Here is a 19215-nt window from a genome sequence, read left to right as displayed (position 1 = left end):
AACTAGGCGCATTTGGCGCCAGTAGAGGAAAGCTTCATGGAAGCACTGCACCAGAAAATCCGCGAACAAGGCATCGTGCTTTCCGATCAGGTCTTGAAGGTCGACGCCTTTTTGAACCACCAGATCGACCCGGCCCTGATGAAGCTGATCGGCGACGAATTCGCCGCGCTGTTCAAGGACTCGGGCATCACCAAGATCGTCACCATCGAAGCCTCGGGCATCGCCCCGGCGATCATGACCGGTCTGAACCTCGGCGTGCCGGTGATCTTCGCCCGCAAGCAACAATCCCTGACCCTGACTGAAAACCTGCTGTCGGCGACCGTTTACTCGTTCACCAAGAAGACCGAAAGCACCGTGGCGATCTCCCCGCGCCACCTGACCAGCAGCGACCGCGTGCTGATCATCGATGACTTCCTGGCCAACGGTAAGGCCTCGCAAGCGCTGATCTCGATCATCAAACAGGCCGGCGCCACCGTGGCGGGCCTGGGTATCGTGATCGAGAAATCGTTCCAGGGTGGTCGTGCCGAACTGGATGCGCAGGGTTACCGCGTGGAATCCCTGGCTCGCGTGCAATCGCTGGCCGGCGGCGTCGTGACCTTCATCGACTAAAGCCACACCGCCTGCCCCCTGTGGGAGCGAGCCTGCTCGCGAATGCTGCGTGTCAGCCGACATCAATGCCGACTGACACGACGCTTTCGCGAGCAGGCTCGCTCCCACAGTTGTTTCGGGGTGGTTGTTATTGCGCGGTGGCTTTCAGGCCGGTGAGTAGCAGGCGCTGGAACAAGTCTTCCTTCAACCCGTCCGTGCTGGTCAGTTGCATCCGCTCCAGATGCTCGGGAAACATCGATGCCTCTGGCGCATCCAGTGCAGCTTTGCCCAGCTCCAGAATCTCCGTCAGCTTGAACTTGCTCTTCAACCAGTTCAGCGCCCTCAACACATCGCGCTCCACCTCGGTGAAATCACAGCCCAGCGGATACTCTGGAAACAGGTTCGGATGCCGCGCCTGAATCGCCTGTAAACGCTCTGGGCTGTTGTCGGCGAAGCGTGGGTCGATGCGGAAGTCCTTGGGCAGCTTGCCAACGCTCTGCGCCTGCTGGATCAGCCCCGACTGAAACCGCGAATCGCTGATATTGAGCAACGCCTCGATCACCGCCGCATCGTTTTTGCCGCGCAAGTCGGCGATGCCGTATTCGGTGACCACGATATCGCGCAGATGCCGTGGGATCGTGCAGTGGCCGTACTGCCAGACGATATTCGAGCTGACCTCCCCGCCCGCCTCGCGCCAGCTGCGCAGTAGCAACACTGAACGTGCGCCTTCCAGCGCATGGCCCTGGGCAACGAAGTTGTATTGCCCTCCCACACCGCTCAGCACGCGTCCGTCTTCGAGCTGATCGGCCACGCCGGCACCGAGCAGGGTCATGGTGAACACGGTGTTGATGAACCGCGCATCCAGGCGCTGCAAACGCTTGAGCTCTTCTTGCCCGTACAGTTCGTTGATGTAGCTGATGCGGGTCATGTTGAATTCAAGACGTTTGCTTTGCGGCAACTCGCGCAGACGCTCGTAGAAACTGCGTGGTCCGAGGAAGAAACCGCCGTGCACCGAGATGCCGTCGGTTTGCGCGGCTTCATCGAGGGTGCCGGCATTCGCCTGTTGTTGAGTCGGCACATCGGGATACACCTTGCGCCGCACGATCCCGGCGTCGGCCAGCACCAGCAAGCCGTTGACGAACATTTCGCTGCAGCCGTACAGGCCTTTGGCAAACGGTTCGACACCGCCTTCACGGTCGATCAGCTGTGCCCACTGACTGAGGTTCACGTCCGCCAGCAAGGCCTTGTAACCGCCATTGTCGGCTTGCCGCGCCAGCAACGCCGCCGTCAGCGCATCGCCCATCGAACCGATGCCGATCTGCAACGTACCGCCGTCGCGCACCAAGGTGCTGGCGTGCAGCCCGATGAAGTGATCCTGGAAACCGACCGGCATGTTCGGCGTCGAGAACAACGTGCTGCTGTCCTTTTCATCGACCAACAGGTCGAAGGTGTCGATACCGATTTCGGCGTCGCCGGGCATGTAGGGCAAATCGTTATGCACCTGGCCCACCAGCAGGATCGTTTCCCCCGCAGCCCGGCGCTTGGCGATCATCGGGAACAAGTCGAGGGTGATGTCCGGGTTGCAGCTCAGGCTCAAGCGATCGGGATGCTCGGAATGGCTGGCCACCAACTGCGCGACCAGGTTCAAACCAGCGGCATTGATGTCCCGCGCAGCATGGCTGTAGTTGCTGCTGACATAATCCTGCTGGGCCGATGCGCTATGCAGCAGGCTGCCCGGTTGCATGAAGAACTGCTGGATGTGGATGTTCGGCGGCAGGTTGTCGCGTTGCAGTTCGGCGAGGAAATCCAGTTCCGGATAGTCGCCAAATACGCGTTCGATGAAGGGTTCGAGAAAGCGCTTCTGCAAACCATCGCCCAGTGACGGACGACCCAGGCACAGCGCGGTGTAGATCGTCAGCTGCCGCTGCGGCAGTTGCGCGATGCGCTGGTACAGCGCGTTGACGAAGTGGTTGGGTTTACCCAGGCCGAGGGGCAAGCCCATGTGAATGTGCGCCGGCAACCGCGCCAACACGTCATCGACCGCTTGCTCGATAGAACACAGCTGCACCATCTGATCCTCCCTTACATTCCGTGAATCGGGGTTGGACCGAGCTTGCCGGGTCTTTGCTGCAATGGATAGCCTCCCGCACAAATCGCAGGCACAAAAAAACCGCTCGAAAGCGGTTTTTTTACTGAAGATGTCGGCTTATTTCAGGCCGGACATTTTCTGGATGGCGCCTTTGAGATCGGCGTCGGTGCAATCGGCGCAGGTGCCTTTAGGCGGCATCGAGTTGATACCGGTAATGGCCTTGGCCAGGATGCCGTCGAGGCCGCCCTGGTGATCGGCACGTTCTTTCCAGGCAGCAGCGTCACCGATTTTCGGTGCGCCCAACAGGCCAGTACCGTGGCAAGCGTTGCAATGTTTGGCAATCACTTCGTCCGGGGTCTTGGCACCGCCGCCACCGCCAGCAGAAGCAGCAACTTCCATCCCCTTGCACTCTTTGCCCTGTACACAGACCTGACCGACCGGTTCAAGGCGTTTGGCAATATCGTCGTTCGTCGCAGCTTGAGCGCTGACAGCCCATAGGGCCAATACGGTTGCTGGTGCAGCCAGCATTTTCATAATTAGGTTCACGCGTTCACCCTCAATGGTGGCTAGTCACGCCTACGGCCACGGTTCGCAGGCGGGCGCAAGTATAGCGGTAAGCCCGCCACACTGAAACAACCCCAAAGTCGAAGGGGTCTTGTGCAGCAGCGGAAAAACCGCCCGGGTGCATCGGCCTTACTGGCAGGGCGCCTTCTTTACTTAGAAATTCGCTGGTGTCGCTGCGCTGATTAGTCGCGCCGGCGCATCGAACGGATTTCGGAAACGGTGCGGCTTGGTACTTTCAAAGTAGTAGCTATCACCGGCTTCGAGCACAAAAGTTTCCAGCCCGACCACCAGTTCCAGTCGACCTTCCACCAAAATGCCGGTTTCCTCACCCTCATGGGTGAGCATCTCGTCACCGGTGTCGGCGCCTGGCGGGTAGATTTCATTGAGAAAGGCGATAGCCCGGCTCGGGTGTGCCCGACCGACCAGTTTCATGGTCACGGCGCCATCGGAAATATCGATCAGCTCGTTGGCTTTGTAGACGATCTGCGTCGGTTTTTCCTGCAGGATTTCTTCAGAAAAGAACTCGACCATGGACATGGGAATCCCGCCCAGTACTTTGCGCAGCGAACTGATCGAGGGACTGACGCTGTTCTTCTCGATCATCGAAATCGTGCTGTTGGTGACACCCGCGCGCTTGGCGAGCTCACGCTGCGAAAGGCCTTTGAGCTTACGGATGGATTGCAGTCGTTCACCGACGTCCAATGCTTGCGCCTCCAGGGATTCAGGTTGTTGGAATATTGAGCGTTATCATGGCGACAGCGTTCAGTATTTACAACACTTGGACCTGAATCCTGTGGGGCGAGGCGACTTTCGGTGTGGCCCGCGAGGTGTCAGCCCTCGGAATAGAGCAGTGGCACCCGGCGCAGGTTGCAGAAGATCTGATAAGGAATTGTGTCCGCCGCTGCCGCCACATCGCTGGCAAGGATGTTTTTGCCCCACAACTCGACGGTCGAACCGAGGCCGGCTTGCGGTACATCGGTCAGGTCAATGCATAGCATGTCCATCGACACCCGGCCGATCAACTGGCTGCGTTGCCCGGCGACCATGACCGGCGTGCCGGTCGGTGCATGACGCGGGTAACCGTCGGCATAACCCATGGCGACCACGCCAACGCGCATCGGCTTGGGGGTAATGAATTTGGCGCCGTAACCGATCGGCTCGCCGGCCGGCAGTTCACGCACGCAAATCACTTTGGATTCGAGGGTCATCACCGGTTGCAGGCGTGCCGCCACAGTGTTGGCTTCTTCGAACGGCGTCGCGCCGTACATCATGATGCCGGGGCGAACCCAGTCACTCGGGATCTGCGGCCAACCCAGCACGGCCGGCGAGTTGCGCAGGCTGACTTCCGCCGACAAGCCTTTGCGTGCGGCTTCAAACACGGCGACCTGCTCGGCACTGGCCTGTTCGTGCAGCTCATCGGCCCGGGCGAAGTGGCTCATCAGCACGACTTTCGCGACCTTGCCGCTGGCCAGCAGCCGTTGATAGGCGTCCTGATAATCCTTTGGATGCAGGCCGACGCGGTGCATGCCCGAATCAAGCTTGAGCCAGACCGTGATCGGCTTGCTCAAAGCAGCTTTCTCGATGGCTTCGAGTTGCCACAGCGAATGCACCACGCACCAGAAATCATGCTCGACGATCAGCGCCAACTCATCGGCTTCGAAGAACCCTTCCAGCAGCAACACCGGCGCCCGAATACCCGCCGCGCGCAGCTCCAACGCCTCTTCGATGCAGGCCACGGCAAAACCGTCGGCCTCGGCTTCCAGCGCCTGGGCGCAACGCACCGCGCCATGGCCGTAGGCATCGGCCTTGATCACCGCGAGGGCTTTGGCCCCGGTGAGTTCACGGGCGATACGGAAGTTGTGACGCAGGGCTTGAAGGTCGATCAGGGCACGGGCTGGGCGCATGGCGGCAGACTTCTAGGCGGTCATGGGAATAAAAAAACCGGCGCTGGCTGGCGGCGTGAACCGCCAACAGCACCGGCAGAGGGATCTTGGAAACGGTTACGGCAACGCGGCGACGATGGAGATCTCAACCAGGATGCTCGGCTTGGCCATCTTCGCTTCGACGGTGGCACGGGCCGGTGCGGCGCCTTTGGGCAGCCACTGGTCCCACACCGAGTTCATCCCGGCAAAGTGCGCCTCGATGTCGTTCAGGTAGATCGTCGCCGACAGCAGATGCTGCTTGTCAGTCCCGGCCAGATCCAGCAAACGCTCGATATTGCCGAGGACATCGCGGGTCTGCTGTTCAATCCCGGCGTTGAAGTCATCGCCGACCTGCCCCGCCAGATACACGGTGCCGTTGTGGCTGACGATCTGACTCATGCGCTCATTGGTGAGCTGGCGCTGGATTGCCATGCTTTGCGGACTCCTGGGGTTTGCTGCCGTAACGGGAAATATCAAGGCCTTCGGCGCTGATCTGCGGTGTTTTCTTGGCCATCAGGTCAGCCAGCAAGCGGCCGGAGCCACAAGCCATGGTCCAGCCGAGTGTGCCGTGACCGGTGTTCAGGAACAGGTTCTTGAACGGTGTCGCGCCAACGATCGGCGTGCCATCCGGAGTAGTCGGACGCAGACCGGTCCAGAAACTCGCCTGGGCCAGATCGCCACCCTGAGGATAAAGGTCGTTGACGATCATCTCCAGGGTTTCGCGCCGACGCGGGTTCAGCGACAGGTCAAAACCGGCGATCTCCGCCATGCCGCCAACGCGAATACGGTTGTCGAAACGGGTGATCGCGACCTTGTAGGTCTCGTCGAGAATGGTCGAGGTCGGGGCCATCGCCGGGTTGGTGATCGGCACGGTCAGCGAGTAACCCTTGAGCGGGTACACCGGTGCCTTGATCCCCAGCGGCTTGAGCAATTGCGGCGAGTAGCTGCCGAGTGCCAATACATAGCGATCAGCGGTTTCCAGCTTGCCGTCGATCCACACGCCGTTGATGCGATCACCGGCGTAGTCGAGTTTCTGGATGTCTTGGCCGAAGCGGAATTCCACACCCAGTTTCACAGCCATTTCGGCCAGGCGGGTGGTGAAGATCTGGCAGTCGCCCGTCTGGTCGTTCGGCAGGCGCAGGGCACCGGCGAGGATGTCGGTGACGCTGGCCAGCGCTGGCTCAACGCGGGCAATGCCGGCGCGGTCGAGCAGTTCGAACGGCACGCCGGACTCTTTCAGCACGGCAATGTCTTTCGCAGCGCCGTCCAGTTGAGCCTGGGTGCGGAACAATTGGGTGGTGCCGAGGCTGCGGCCTTCGTAGGCAATACCGGTTTCGGCGCGCAATTCGTCGAGGCAGTCACGGCTGTACTCGGACAGGCGGACCATGCGCTCCTTGTTCACCGCGTAACGGCTGGCGGTGCAGTTGCGCAGCATCTGCGCCATCCACAGGTACTGATCGATGTCGGCAGTGGCCTTGATCGCCAACGGCGCGTGGCGCTGCAACAACCATTTGATGGCTTTGAGCGGCACGCCCGGCGCGGCCCACGGCGAGGCATAGCCCGGCGAGACCTGGCCTGCGTTGGCGAAACTGGTCTCCATGGCAGCGGCCGGCTGACGGTCCACGACCACCACTTCAAACCCGGCCCGAGCCAGATAGTAAGCACTGGCGGTACCGATGACGCCGCTACCCAAGACCATAACGCGCATTTTCATATCCCTCATCGCGGCTGACCGCTGACGTGTGTTGTATTCAAGCAGTGATGTGCGCAGTGTAAAAAAGATCTGCCAGTGTTTTTCACTATATAAGCAGCTATATTTGGCGACAATTCTCGGCAAAAACCCTTTTCACGGAGGCGCATCCCCTATGCGTACCAACACTCAGACCAAACGAGAGCTGGACAAGATCGACCGCAACATCCTGCGGATCCTGCAAGCGGACGGACGCATCTCGTTCACGGAGCTGGGGGAAAAGGTCGGGCTCTCCACCACGCCGTGCACTGAGCGGGTGCGGCGCCTGGAGCGGGAAGGGATCATCATGGGCTACAACGCCCGGCTCAATCCGCAGCATTTGAAGGGTAGTCTGCTGGTGTTCGTCGAAATCAGCCTGGACTACAAGTCCGGCGATACTTTCGAGGAGTTCCGACGCGCGGTGTTGAAACTGCCCCATGTGCTGGAATGTCACTTGGTGTCAGGGGATTTCGACTACCTGGTGAAGGCGCGGATTTCCGAGATGGCCTCGTACCGCAAGCTGCTGGGGGACATCCTGCTCAAGCTGCCGCATGTGCGTGAGTCCAAGAGCTATATCGTGATGGAAGAGGTCAAGGAGAGCTTGAGCTTGCCGATTCCGGATTGAAGTATGCGGCGTCTGTTCGGCCGCCTTCGCGAGCAGGCTCGCTCCCACAGGTGATTTTCAGTGGACACATATTTTGTGTACGAAGCAATTCCATTGTGGGAGCGAGCCTGCTCGCGAAGGCAGGCACCTCGGTCTACCTAGACCAACACCTGGCGGGTAGACGCCATGTACTCATGAATCTGCTTCTCCACCCGCGGATGGATCAGTTCCACCGGCCCCCGCCCATTCGGGCATGGCAAGGTCTTGGTGGTGCCAAACAACCGGCAAATCAGCGGGCGTTCGTCATATACCGTGCAGCCGTTCGGCCCCAGGTGTACGCAATTGAGCTCATCCATCGCCGCGTCCTGCTCGGCGCGGGTCTTGCGCGGCAGGCGCGACATTTCTTCCGGCGAGGTGGTCACCGGCCCACAGCAGTCATGGCAGCCGGGCACACACTCGAACGAGGGGATCTGCTGTCGAAGCGTACGGATTTTCTGACTGTTGCAGCTCATTGAAGCGGTGACCAAAAGCGGAATAGAGCGCGATTCTGAAGCAAAGGCGCCGATCCATACAGCAGCAGCCGACCAATGTTGCCCGTGCCAGAAGGTCCGGCTTATGCTCCGTCAACTTTTCCAGACGCCAGAATCGGGAACACGCCCATGAACGCCGGTGCTCAGCCATCCGCTCCAGGTCACCAGCACATCGCCTCTTATTACGCTGCCAGCAGCCTGCCGCAGCCCGATTATCCGGCGCTCAGGGGGGATCTGGTGGCGGACGTGTGCGTGGTCGGTGGCGGATTCTCTGGCCTGAACACTGCGCTGGAACTGGCTGAACGAGGCTTGAGTGTCATCCTGCTCGAAGCCCACAAAATTGGCTGGGGCGCCAGCGGGCGCAACGGCGGACAATTGATTCGCGGCGTCGGTCATGGCCTTGATCAATTCGCCAACGTGATCGGCACCGACGGCGTGCGTCAGATGAAACTCATGGGCCTGGAGGCGGTGGAAATCGTCCGCCAGCGCGTCGAGCGTTTCCAGATCCCCTGCGACCTGACTTGGGGTTACTGCGACCTGGCCAACAAACCCCGCGACCTCGAAGGCTTCGCCGAGGATGCCGAAGAGTTGCGCAGCCTCGGTTACCGTTATGAAACCCGGTTGCTGCAGGCCAACGAAATGCACTCGGTGGTGGGTTCCGACCGTTACGTCGGCGGTTTGATCGACATGGGCTCGGGGCATCTGCATCCGCTGAACCTGGCGCTGGGCGAAGCGGCGGCCGCCGAGGAAATGGGGGCGGTGCTGTTTGAACAATCGGCGGTCACCCGCATCGATTACGGCCCCGAGATCAAGGTCCACACAGCCCACGGCTCGGTCCGCGCGAAGACACTGGTGCTGGGCTGCAACGCCTACCTCAACCAACTCAACCCCGAACTCAGCGGCAAAGTACTGCCGGCCGGCAGCTACATCATCGCCACCGAACCGTTGAGTGAGAAACTGGCCCATTCACTGTTGCCGCAGAACATGGCGGTCTGCGATCAACGCGTGGCACTGGATTACTACCGACTCTCGGCGGACCGGCGCTTGTTGTTTGGCGGTGCCTGTCACTACTCGGGCCGCGATCCGAAAGATATCGCCGCGTACATGCGACCGAAGATGCTGGAAGTGTTCCCGCAATTGGGCTCGGTGAAGATCGACTATCAATGGGGCGGGATGATCGGCATCGGCGCCAACCGGCTGCCGCAGATTGGCCGGCTTAAAGACCAGCCGAATGTGTATTACGCCCAGGCTTATTCCGGTCATGGGGTGAATGCCACGCATCTGGCGGGCAGGTTGTTGGCTGAGGCGATCAGTGGGCAGCACAGTGGCGGGTTTGATCTGTTTGCGAAGGTGCCGCATATCACCTTTCCGGGCGGGAAGCATTTGCGCTCGCCGTTGTTGGCGCTGGGGATGTTGTGGCATCGGCTTAAAGAGTTGGTCTGAGGAGTTGATGTCGCTCTTTCGGACGCCTTCGCGAGCAGGCTCGCTCCCACAGTTGATCTTTGATGCTCACATATTCTGTGTTCACTAGAGATCTAATGTGGGAGCGAGCCTGCTCGCGAATCGATTTAAAGAACATCACAGGACTTTAGATCCTCCAGAAAGGCTTGAGCCCCTCCTCCCGCGCCTGTTCCCGCGTCAGCCCCACATCCCTTAGCTGCTCCGGCGTCAGCGCCAGCAACGCCTTGCGCGTGTGCAGACGATGCCAGAACAGACCCCAGCGACCCAGGCCGGACGGTGCGTTGCGCATCAGCGCCTCACGCGTGCCGTTTTCCTGCCCTCTCACCAGTTCCTGACTGTGTAACGTCAGCCGCACATCGCTCAAGCCGTTCATTTTGATTGCTCCTGTTTACTTGGGTAGCCAGAGCTTTCATGATGCGTGGGCGACGAAAAGCATTACAGATTCAACGAGCAAGTATTAATTCCATACAGATTTTGCGTTTTTGTGTCTGAATCCTGATTTTTTGCCTGATCTGTATTGGTTTACCGAATCACCCACAGCGAGACTGCACCATGACCCTTTACGTCAACCTCGCCGAATTGCTCGGCACGCGTATTGAACAGGGCTTCTATCGCCCCGGTGACCGGCTGCCCTCGGTGCGGGCGTTGAGTGTCGAACACGGGGTCAGTCTGAGCACCGTGCAGCAGGCCTATCGTGTGTTGGAAGACAGTGGTCTGGCGACGCCAAAACCCAAGTCGGGCTACTTCGTGCCGGTGGGTCGCGAGCTGCCGGAGCTGCCGGCCATTGGGCGTCCGGCCCAGCGGCCGGTGGATATTTCGCAGTGGGATCAGGTGCTGGAGCTGATTCGCGCAGTGCCGCGCAAGGATGTGGTGCAACTGGGTCGCGGCATGCCGGACATCACCACGCCGACCATGAAACCACTGCTGCGCAACCTCGCGCGTATCAGCCGCCGGCAAGACATGCCCGGTCTGTATTACGACAACATCCACGGCACCCTCGAACTGCGCGAACAGATCGCGCGCCTGATGCTCGATTCCGGGTGCCAGTTGAGCGCCAGCGATCTGGTGGTCACAACCGGGTGCCACGAAGCACTGTCCACCAGTATCCGGGCGATCTGCGAGCCGGGGGACATTGTGGCCGTGGACTCGCCGAGCTTTCACGGTGCCATGCAAACCCTCAAGGGGCTGGGCATGAAAGCACTGGAAATCCCCACCGACCCGATCACCGGCATCAGCCTCGATGCGCTGGAACTGGCCCTGGAACAGTGGCCGATCAAAGTCATACAGTTGACCCCCAACTGCAACAACCCGCTGGGCTACATCATGCCCGAGTCGCGCAAACGCGCGTTGTTGACACTCGCACAGCGTTTTGACGTGGCGATCATCGAGGACGATGTGTATGGCGAACTGGCCTACACCTACCCGCGTCCGCGCACGATCAAGTCCTTCGACGAGGACGGTCGCGTGCTGCTGTGCAGTTCGTTTTCCAAGACCCTGGCGCCTGGATTGCGCATCGGCTGGGTCGCGCCCGGCCGATATCTGGAACGGGTGCTGCACATGAAATACATCAGCACCGGCTCCACCGCGCCACAACCGCAGATTGCGATTGCCGAGTTTCTCAAGGCCGGGCACTTCGAGCCGCATTTGCGGCGGATGCGCACGCAATACCAGCGCAATCGCGACGTGATGATCGATTGGGTCACGCGCTACTTCCCTGCCGGCACCCGCGCCAGTCGCCCGCAGGGCAGCTTCATGCTGTGGGTCGAGCTGCCGGAAAGCTTCGACACTCTGAAACTGAATCGTGCGTTGCACGATCAAGGCGTACAGATTGCCGTGGGCAGCATCTTTTCTGCCTCGGGCAAGTACCGCAACTGCCTGCGCATGAACTACGCTGCCAAGCCAACACCGCAGATCGAGGAAGCGGTGCGCAAGGTCGGTGCCTTGGCGATCAAACTGTTAGCCGAAACCGACAGCATCACTGACTGACCTTTCTCGGGAAACCAGCGTCCATATGCCGATACCTGCCGCCAATCGGAACGATCCTACGTGAGAGTCAGACAAAACCTGTTCGCTGTTCTGCTCTTCGCCTCGTTCCTCAGCGGCTGCGCCAGCGTTGACGTTCAGCGTCAGGCCAGTCAGGCGCTGCCCGCCAGTGACTCGGCGTTCGGCCGTTCGGTCCAGGCGCAGGCCGCGCCGCATCAGGGCCAGTCGGGCTTTCGCCTGCTGTCCGACAGCACCGAAGCCTTCACCGCCCGCGCCGAGCTGATCCGCAACGCGCAAAGCAGCCTCGATTTGCAGTACTACATCGTGCATGACGGCATCAGCACGCGGATGCTCGTGGAGGAACTGCTGAAAGCGGCTGATCGCGGCGTACGCGTCAGAGTGCTGCTCGACGACACCACCAGCGATGGCCTGGACCAGATCATCGCCACCCTCGCCGCGCACCCGAACATTCAGATTCGCGTATTCAACCCGTTGCACCTGGGTCGCGGCACCGGCGTCACGCGCACCATGGGGCGGCTGTTCAACCTGTCACTGCAACACCGGCGCATGCACAACAAGTTGTGGCTGGCCGACAACAGCATGGCGATCGTCGGCGGGCGCAATCTGGGCGACGAGTATTTCGATGCCGAGCCCAACATGAACTTCACCGACATCGACATGCTCGGCGTCGGCCCGGTAGCCGAACAGTTGGGGCACAGTTTCGATCAGTACTGGAACAGCGCACTGAGCAAGCCGATCGAGCAATTCCTGTCCAGTAAACCGACGGCCAAGGACCTGGAAAACACCCGGACCCGCCTCGAGGAATCGCTGGATGACACGCGCAAGCAGAAGCATGCGCTGTACCAACAACTGATGACGTTCAAGACGCACCCGCGTCTGGACATCTGGCGTCGCGAGTTGATCTGGGCCTGGAACCAGGCGCTGTGGGATGCCCCGAGCAAGGTGCTGGCCGACGGCGAGCCGGACCCGCAATTGTTGCTGACAACGCAACTGGCGCCCGAACTGAGAGGCGTCAGCAAAGAGCTGATCATGATCTCGGCCTACTTCGTGCCCGGCCAACCCGGCCTGGTGTACCTGACGGGTCGCGCCGATGCCGGGGTTTCCGTGAGTTTGCTGACCAATTCGCTGGAGGCCACGGACGTGCCGGCCGTGCACGGCGGCTATGCGCCCTATCGCAAGGCGCTGCTGGAACACGGCGTGAAGTTGTTCGAACTACGGCGCCAGCCGGGTGAAGGGGGAAGCGGCGGCAGTGGGCCACACTTCTTTGGACGCCCCGCTTACCAGGGCTCCGACTCCAGCCTGCACAGCAAGGCGATGATCTTCGACCAGCAGAAATCCTTCGTCGGCTCGTTCAATTTCGATCCGCGCTCGGTGCTGTGGAATACCGAAGTCGGGGTGCTGGTGGACAGCCCCGAACTGGCCGCGCATGTGCGCGACCTGGCGATGCAGGGCATGGCGCCACCGCTGAGCTATGAGGCAAAACTGCAGAACGGCAAGGTGGTTTGGGTGACTGAAGACGACGGCAAACTGCACACGCTGACCAAGGAACCGGGAAGCTGGTGGCGACGGTTCAATGCATGGATGAGCACCACCGTCGGCCTCGAACGGATGTTGTAAATTTGAGGTTTGGCAATGAACTGTGGCGAGGGTGCACAATCAAGCTGTTTGCACCGTGCCAAACGCACCCTGGCGCATCAGCAAAATCACCAGCCCGAACGCACCGGCCGCCATCAGCAACGGCAACGCATGCCCGCTGATCCACTGACTCCCCGCCCCCGCCGCCAACGGCCCGACCAGACAACCAATCCCCCACAGCTGCGCAATATGCGCATTAGCGCGCACCAGCGCATCATCGCGATAACGCTCGCCGATCAGGATCAACGACAAGGTAAACAAGCCGCCAGCACTGGCACCAAACAGCACCCACAACGGCCAGATCAGCAGCGTGTCGATCAGCAACGGAATCGCCAGGCTCGACACCAGCAACACCACCGCACAGCCCGTGAACAGCGTGCGCCGCGACAGGCGATCCGCCAGCGCACCAATCGGCAATTGCAGCAACGCATCGCCGACCACTACGGTACTGACCATCGCCAAGGCAATTTCCGTGGTGAACCCCTGGCGCAGGCAATACACCGGCAACAAGGTCAGGATCATCGCTTCGAACGCGGCGAACAGCGATACCGCCCAGGCAATCGCCGGCAGGCCACGGCAGAAGGTCAGCAAGTCGCCAAAGGTCACGCTGCTCGCTTCACTGCTCGGGGCGCCGCCGCGACCCAACAACAGCAACGGCGCCGTCGTCAGCAAGCCGACACCGACCCAAAACCCGTAATCGTGTTCGGTGCCCAGAACACCCAGCAACACCGGGCCGGCGAGCTGACTCAGGGCATAGCTGCAGCCATACAGCGCCACCAACCGCCCACGCCATTGTTCGACCACCAGTTGGTTGATCCAGCTTTCACCGAGGATAAACACCAGCGTCAAGATCACCCCGATCATCAGGCGCAACAGCAGCCAGATCGGGTAGCTCGGCATCAGCGCCAGCAAGCCGATGGACAACGCTCCGGCCCACAGGCACAGACGCATCAGATTCGCCGTGCCGAGACGCGCGGCCAGGTGGCTGGAGATTTTCGCCCCCAGCAACACGCCAATGGCCGGCATCGCCGCCATTACACCGATGGCGAACGAGCCGTAGCCCCAGCTTTCCAGGCGAAACGACACCAGCGGCATGCTGACGCCCAGGGCCAGGCCGACACTCAAGACAGACGCCAACACGGCGAAATAAGTCGCCCAACGCATGTTCCACGCTCCTGTGGATATTATTTTTTCGGCTCACCACAAAACAAATGTGGGAGCGAGCCTGCTCGCGAAGGGGCCATCACATCCAACATCATCGTTGGCAGTTACGGCGCCTTCGCGAGCAGGCTCGCTCCCACAAGGGATCTACGTCGTTAAGAAAACCGACTTACAACTTGATCCAGGTCGCCTTCAGCTCGGTGTACTTGTCGAACGCGTGCAGCGACTTGTCGCGGCCGTTACCCGACTGCTTGAAGCCACCGAACGGTGCGGTCATGTCGCCGCCGTCGTATTGGTTGACCCAGACGCTACCGGCACGCAGCGCACGGGCGGTCAGGTGAGCCTTGGAGATGTCCTTGGTCCACACCGCAGCGGCGAGGCCGTATGGCGTGTCGTTGGCGATCGCAACGGCTTCTTCGGCAGTGTCGAAAGCAATGACCGACAACACCGGGCCAAAGATTTCTTCCTGGGCGATTTTCATCGCGTTGCTCACGCCGTCGAAAATCGTTGGCTCAACGTAAGTGCCGCCAGTCTCCTGAAGCGTGCGCTTGCCACCGGCCACCAGCTTGGCGCCGTCGGCATGGCCGGACTCAATGTAGGACAGCACCGTGTTCATCTGCTGGGTATCGACCAGCGCGCCGACGTTGGTCGCCGGGTCCAGCGGGTTGCCCGGCTTCCAGGTTTTCAGGGCCTCGATCACCAGCGGCAGGAATTTATCCTTGATCGAACGCTCGACCAGCAGGCGCGAGCCGGCGGTGCAGACTTCGCCCTGGTTGAAGGCGATGGCGCCGGCAGCAGCTTCGGCGGCTTCCTGCAGGTTCGGTGCATCGGCGAACACGATGTTCGGGCTCTTGCCGCCGGCTTCGAGCCAGACGCGTTTCATGTTCGACTCGCCCGAGTAGATCAGCAGTTGCTTGGCGATCTTGGTCGAACCGGTGAACACCAGCGTGTCGACATCGTTGTGCAGGGCCAGGGCCTTGCCGACGGTGTGACCGTAACCCGGCAGCACGTTCAGCACGCCTTTCGGAATGCCGGCCTCAACAGCCAGTGCCGCGATGCGAATAGCCGTCAGCGGCGATTTTTCGGAGGGCTTGAGGATCACCGAGTTACCGGTGGACAGCGCCGGGCCGAGTTTCCAGCAGGCCATCATCAGCGGGAAGTTCCACGGCACGATGGCGCCCACGACACCGACCGGCTCGCGCGTCACCAGACCCAGCTGATCGTGCGGGGTGGCCGCGACTTCGTCGTAAATCTTGTCGATGGCTTCGCCGCTCCAGCTCAAGGCTTGCGCCGCGCCGGGAACGTCGATGTACAGGGAGTCGCTGATCGGCTTGCCCATGTCCAGGGTTTCAAGCAGGGCCAGCTCTTCAGCATTTTGCTTCAACAGGCCGGCGAAACGGATCATGGTGGCTTTGCGTTTGGCCGGCGCCAGGCGCGACCAGACGCCGGAATTGAAAGTGGCGCGAGCGTTTTCAACAGCGCGCTGGGCGTCGGCGGCGTCACAGCTGGCGATCTTGCCCAGCAGACGGCCATCGACCGGGCTGATGCACTCGAAGGTCTCGGCGGAGACAGCGTCGGTGTATTCGCCATTGATGTAGGCGCGGCCTTCGATCTTCAGATCGCGAGCCCGTTGTTCCCAGTCGGCACGAGTCAGGGTGGTCATTCGAGTGTCCTCCTCTTATTGAATACGAACGCTGCGCGGTCTTCGCGGGCGCTGTCAGGAATTCTGCCCGGCCAGCCTGCTTTTCGGCCCAAGGCAACCGTCACCCTAAACCAGCCACCCCTCATGTTTCAATATATTTGACATAAGGCCGTCAAACGGCCTTGCGATGTTCATTTTAATAAACATAGACTTTGGTCTTTTCAGGCAATCACGGGAAATTACAACAATGAATATCCAGGATGTCGTCGACTTCAGCCAAGCCACGACCGCGCCCGAGCGCTATCGGCCGGATCCGGCGAAAGTCCTCAAGGGCGATCCCGAGCAAGCGGTGTACAACCACTACAACAGCCCGTGCGGGCAGTTGAATGCTGGTGTTTGGGAAGGCGAAGTCGGGCAATGGACGGTGAACTTCACCGAACACGAGTACTGCGAAATCGTTCAAGGGGTTTCGGTGCTGCGCGACAACGACGGCAACAGCAAAACCCTGCGTGCGGGTGACCGTTTCGTGATTCCTGCCGGGTTCCGGGGCACTTGGGAAGTGCTGGAGTCGTGCCGCAAGATTTATGTGGCGTTTGAGCAGAAGGCTTGAGGATTCAGGTTGTCCGGGCCGACGCTTTCGCGAGCAGGCTCGCTCCCACAGGTTCTGTGATCAACACAGATCTCCTGTAGGAGTGAGCCTGCTAGCGATGAGGCCGTGAGAGACACCACAAAACTGCGACAACAAAAAAGGCCCGTATCTCGCGATACGGGCCTTTTTCGTAAGAGAGAAAAATCAATTACTTGATTTTGCCTTCTTTGTAGATCACGTGCTTGCGAACAACCGGATCAAATTTCTTGATCTCGATTTTGTCCGGGGTAGTACGCTTGTTCTTGTCGGTAGTGTAGAAGTGACCAGTACCGGCGCTCGAAATCAAACGAATCAATTCACGCATGATTAGCTCCCTTAGATCTTGCCGGCTTTGCGGATTTCGGCCAGCACGACAGTGATGCCACGCTTGTCGATAATACGCATGCCTTTGGCAGATACGCGCAGACGCACGAAACGTTTCTCTTCTTCAACCCAGAAGCGGTGATGCTGCAGGTTCGGCAGGAAACGACGACGGGTTTTGTTGTTTGCGTGGGAAATGTTATTCCCAGTCACCGGACCCTTACCGGTAACTTGACATACTCTCGACATGCCTCAGCCCTCTAAAACCACATGCCCAACCCGGCATGGGTTGGCCGCTTAATCTCTCAGTCATTTGGCGCCAGGCGCCGCGTTTCTTTAGAGGTCTTACCGGCTACACCTACAGTGAAGGAACCGGGCCCCTAGAAAAGAGCGCTGCTTTATACCAGAAAGACTGAAGAGCAACAACATTCCGTGTGCACAGACTAAATAAAAACCCGGTTTTTCGGGCCACGAGCGCCTTGGATAAAGGCTATCGTCGCCAAAGACCGCTCGTCGCAGAGAATCGGCCAACCGGCCAATCCAGGGTTCTTCTCAGCCGGCGCGCACTGAAAACAATCGCACATACTCCCCTTAAAATGAAAAAGGGGATAGTCATTTGCAAAAGAGCCCACTAGGGTAAGCCTTTTCCAGACTGCACTTGCAGATGGGCCTTCGATCTGTAAAGGAATCCGACCATGCGCCTCGCTGCCCTACCGTTGTTGCTCGCCCCTCTCCTGCTGAGCCCACTGGCCCATGCCGCGGCGCTTAGCGTCTGCACCGAGGCCAGCCCCGAAGGGTTCGACGTGGTGCAATACAACTCGCTGACCACCACCAACGCCTCGGCCGACGTGCTGATGAACCGCCTGGTGGACTTCGACACGGCCAGCGGCAAAGTGGTCCACAGCCTGGCGGACAGCTGGGAAGTCACACCCGACGGCCTGACGTATGTGTTCAAACTGCGTCCGGACGTGAAATTCCACACTACTGAATACTTCAGCCCGACGCGCGAACTGACCGCTGAAGACGTAATCTTCAGCTTCGAGCGCATGCTCGACCCGGCCAACCCGTGGCACAAAGTCGCCCAGAGCGGCTTCCCGCACGCGCAATCGATGCAATTGCCCACGCTGATCAAGAAGATCGACGCGCTGGACCCGCTGACCGTGCGCTTCACCCTTGATCACCCGGACTCGACGTTCCTGGCCACCCTGAGCATGGGCTTCGCCTCGATCTATTCCGCCGAGTACGCCGACAAGCTGATGAAGGCCGGCGCCGCGGAGAAGCTCAACAGCCAGCCCATCGGCACCGGCCCGTTCGTGTTCACGCGCTTCCAGAAAGACGCCTCGATTCGCTACAAGGCCAACCCCGACTACTTCGGCGGCAAGCCTTCGGTGGACCCGCTGATCTTCGCGATCACCCCGGATGCCAACGTGCGCTTACAGAAATTGCGTCGCAATGAATGCCAGATCGCCCTGTCGCCCAAGCCGCTGGACGTACAGGCCGCGCTGAAAGAGCCGACATTGAAAGTCGAAAAGACTGACGCGTTCATGACCGCGTTCGTGGGCATCAACAGCCAGCATCCACCGCTGGACAAGCCGGAAGTGCGCCAGGCGATCAACCTCGCTTTCGACAAGGCCAACTACATCAAAGCCGTGTTCGAGGACACCGCCGAGCCCGCAAACGGCCCCTACCCGCCAAACACCTGGAGTTACGCCAAAGGCCTGCCGGGTTACCCGCACGACGTTGCGAAAGCCAAGGCCTTGATGGCCAAGGCCGGGCTGAAAGACGGCTTCCAGACCACCATCTGGACCCGACCTTCCGGCAGCCTGCTCAACCCCAACCCAAGCCTCGGTGCGCAGTTGCTTCAGTCCGACCTCGCGGAAATCGGCATTCAGGCCGAGATCCGGGTGATCGAATGGGGCGAACTGATCCGTCGCGCCAAGGCTGGCGAGCATGACCTGCTGTTCATGGGCTGGGCCGGCGACAACGGTGATCCGGACAACTTCCTCACGCCGCAGTTTTCCTGCGCCGCGGTCAAGTCCGGGACCAACTTCGCCCGGTATTGCAATCAGGACCTGGACAAGCTGATCAGTGCGGGCAAGACCACTGGCGAGCAAGGCGTGCGTACCAAGCTCTATGAGCAGGCACAGGCGCAGATCCAGCAGCAGGCGTTGTGGCTGCCGCTGGCGCACCCGACGGCGTTTGCGCTGACGCGCAAGGATGTCGAGGGGTATTCGGTGAGCCCGTTCGGCCGCCAGGATTACTCGAAGGTCAACCTCAAGTAGCCCGCCCCCACACAAAACCTGTGGGAGCGGACTGTGGCGAGGGGGCTTGCCCCCG

At 60.3% G+C, this 19215-nt stretch carries 19 protein-coding genes; 7 read left to right on the top strand and 12 right to left on the bottom strand.

Going from position 1 to position 19215, the window contains the following annotated elements; genetic code table 11:
* The first annotated feature begins 36 nt into the window (after positions 1-36).
* Positions 37-609: a xanthine phosphoribosyltransferase gene (locus ACWKV5_RS13835; RefSeq protein WP_046030651.1), complete on the top strand. Its 573-nt coding sequence runs from the start codon at positions 37-39 to the stop codon at positions 607-609.
* Positions 610-736: 127 nt separating this feature from the next.
* On the opposite strand, the gene ACWKV5_RS13830 is transcribed toward ACWKV5_RS13835, so the two are convergent.
* The 6 genes from ACWKV5_RS13830 to dadA all read right to left on the bottom strand — a co-directional run bounded on the left by ACWKV5_RS13830 (position 737) and on the right by dadA (position 6871).
* On the bottom strand, positions 737-2659 hold the full coding sequence (locus ACWKV5_RS13830; RefSeq protein WP_483841675.1) for an acetyl-CoA hydrolase/transferase C-terminal domain-containing protein: 1923 nt from the start codon (positions 2657-2659) through the stop codon (positions 737-739).
* A 135-nt stretch (positions 2660-2794) separates the two neighbouring features.
* Positions 2795-3211 (bottom strand): c-type cytochrome, encoded by a 417-nt coding sequence (locus ACWKV5_RS13825; protein ID WP_483841698.1) that lies wholly within the window; start codon positions 3209-3211, stop codon positions 2795-2797.
* A gap of 183 nt (positions 3212-3394) precedes the next feature.
* On the bottom strand, positions 3395-3943 hold the full coding sequence (locus ACWKV5_RS13820; RefSeq protein WP_007947433.1) for a cupin domain-containing protein: 549 nt from the start codon (positions 3941-3943) through the stop codon (positions 3395-3397).
* 128 nt (positions 3944-4071) lie between these two features.
* Positions 4072-5145, bottom strand: a complete 1074-nt coding sequence (gene alr, locus ACWKV5_RS13815; protein WP_483841674.1) for an alanine racemase — start codon at positions 5143-5145, stop codon at positions 4072-4074.
* A 96-nt stretch (positions 5146-5241) separates the two neighbouring features.
* Positions 5242-5595, bottom strand: coding sequence for a RidA family protein (locus tag ACWKV5_RS13810; protein ID WP_027926366.1), 354 nt, complete (start codon positions 5593-5595; stop codon positions 5242-5244).
* Positions 5567-6871, bottom strand: a complete 1305-nt coding sequence (gene dadA, locus ACWKV5_RS13805; RefSeq protein ID WP_046031107.1) for a D-amino acid dehydrogenase — start codon at positions 6869-6871, stop codon at positions 5567-5569. The genes ACWKV5_RS13810 and dadA overlap by 29 nt, the downstream gene beginning before the upstream one ends.
* 157 nt (positions 6872-7028) lie before the next feature.
* Here dadA and ACWKV5_RS13800 point away from each other — a divergent pair, with 157 nt between their 5' ends.
* Entirely contained in the window at positions 7029-7517 is a 489-nt protein-coding gene (locus ACWKV5_RS13800) for an Lrp/AsnC ligand binding domain-containing protein (protein WP_003177284.1), read from the top strand.
* A gap of 137 nt (positions 7518-7654) precedes the next feature.
* On the opposite strand, the gene ACWKV5_RS13795 is transcribed toward ACWKV5_RS13800, so the two are convergent.
* The gene (locus tag ACWKV5_RS13795) at positions 7655-8008 is read right to left on the bottom strand and encodes a YkgJ family cysteine cluster protein (RefSeq protein ID WP_007947437.1); all 354 of its coding nucleotides are present in this window, start codon (positions 8006-8008) and stop codon (positions 7655-7657) included.
* 147 nt (positions 8009-8155) lie between these two features.
* On the opposite strand from ACWKV5_RS13795, the gene ACWKV5_RS13790 reads away from it, so the two are divergent.
* Entirely contained in the window at positions 8156-9469 is a 1314-nt protein-coding gene (locus ACWKV5_RS13790) for an NAD(P)/FAD-dependent oxidoreductase (RefSeq protein WP_483841673.1), read from the top strand.
* 145 nt (positions 9470-9614) lie between these two features.
* On the opposite strand, the gene ACWKV5_RS13785 is transcribed toward ACWKV5_RS13790, so the two are convergent.
* Positions 9615-9860 carry a DUF1127 domain-containing protein gene (locus ACWKV5_RS13785; RefSeq protein ID WP_123434907.1) on the bottom strand — a complete coding sequence of 82 codons (246 nt, stop codon included), beginning with the start codon at positions 9858-9860 and terminating at the stop codon, positions 9615-9617.
* Between the two features lie 179 nt (positions 9861-10039).
* On the opposite strand from ACWKV5_RS13785, the gene ACWKV5_RS13780 reads away from it, so the two are divergent.
* Together ACWKV5_RS13780 and ACWKV5_RS13775 are read left to right on the top strand one after the other, a co-directional pair.
* On the top strand, positions 10040-11473 hold the full coding sequence (locus ACWKV5_RS13780) for an aminotransferase-like domain-containing protein (protein WP_483841672.1): 1434 nt from the start codon (positions 10040-10042) through the stop codon (positions 11471-11473).
* Between the two features lie 60 nt (positions 11474-11533).
* A complete protein-coding gene (locus ACWKV5_RS13775) occupies positions 11534-13108 on the top strand; it encodes a phospholipase D-like domain-containing protein (protein WP_483841671.1) in 1575 nt (524 codons plus the stop codon).
* A 39-nt stretch (positions 13109-13147) separates the two neighbouring features.
* Here the strand turns inward: ACWKV5_RS13775 and ACWKV5_RS13770 are convergent, their stop codons facing one another.
* Complete coding sequence (locus tag ACWKV5_RS13770; protein WP_483841670.1) at positions 13148-14290, bottom strand: MFS transporter; 1143 nt, start codon at positions 14288-14290, stop codon at positions 13148-13150.
* 166 nt (positions 14291-14456) lie between these two features.
* On the bottom strand, positions 14457-15950 hold the full coding sequence (locus ACWKV5_RS13765) for an aldehyde dehydrogenase (protein ID WP_483841669.1): 1494 nt from the start codon (positions 15948-15950) through the stop codon (positions 14457-14459).
* Positions 15951-16176: 226 nt separating this feature from the next.
* Here ACWKV5_RS13765 and ACWKV5_RS13760 point away from each other — a divergent pair, with 226 nt between their 5' ends.
* On the top strand, positions 16177-16539 hold the full coding sequence (locus tag ACWKV5_RS13760; RefSeq protein ID WP_483841668.1) for a cupin domain-containing protein: 363 nt from the start codon (positions 16177-16179) through the stop codon (positions 16537-16539).
* A gap of 187 nt (positions 16540-16726) precedes the next feature.
* Here the strand turns inward: ACWKV5_RS13760 and rpmG are convergent, their stop codons facing one another.
* Both rpmG and rpmB read right to left on the bottom strand, forming a co-directional pair.
* Positions 16727-16882 carry a 50S ribosomal protein L33 gene (gene rpmG, locus ACWKV5_RS13755; RefSeq protein WP_007894709.1) on the bottom strand — a complete coding sequence of 52 codons (156 nt, stop codon included), beginning with the start codon at positions 16880-16882 and terminating at the stop codon, positions 16727-16729.
* Between the two features lie 11 nt (positions 16883-16893).
* Complete coding sequence (rpmB, locus tag ACWKV5_RS13750) at positions 16894-17127, bottom strand: 50S ribosomal protein L28 (RefSeq protein WP_007894701.1); 234 nt, start codon at positions 17125-17127, stop codon at positions 16894-16896.
* 446 nt (positions 17128-17573) lie between these two features.
* Between rpmB and ACWKV5_RS13745 the strand changes: the two genes are divergently transcribed.
* Positions 17574-19160, top strand: a complete 1587-nt coding sequence (locus tag ACWKV5_RS13745) for an ABC transporter substrate-binding protein (protein ID WP_483841667.1) — start codon at positions 17574-17576, stop codon at positions 19158-19160.
* Positions 19161-19215: the final 55 nt, after the last annotated feature.

The sequence above is a fragment of the Pseudomonas oplopanacis genome (genome assembly GCF_057128725.1).
The sequence above is the reverse complement of the archived record's forward strand: the minus strand, read 5'-3'. Positions and strand labels throughout refer to the sequence as shown.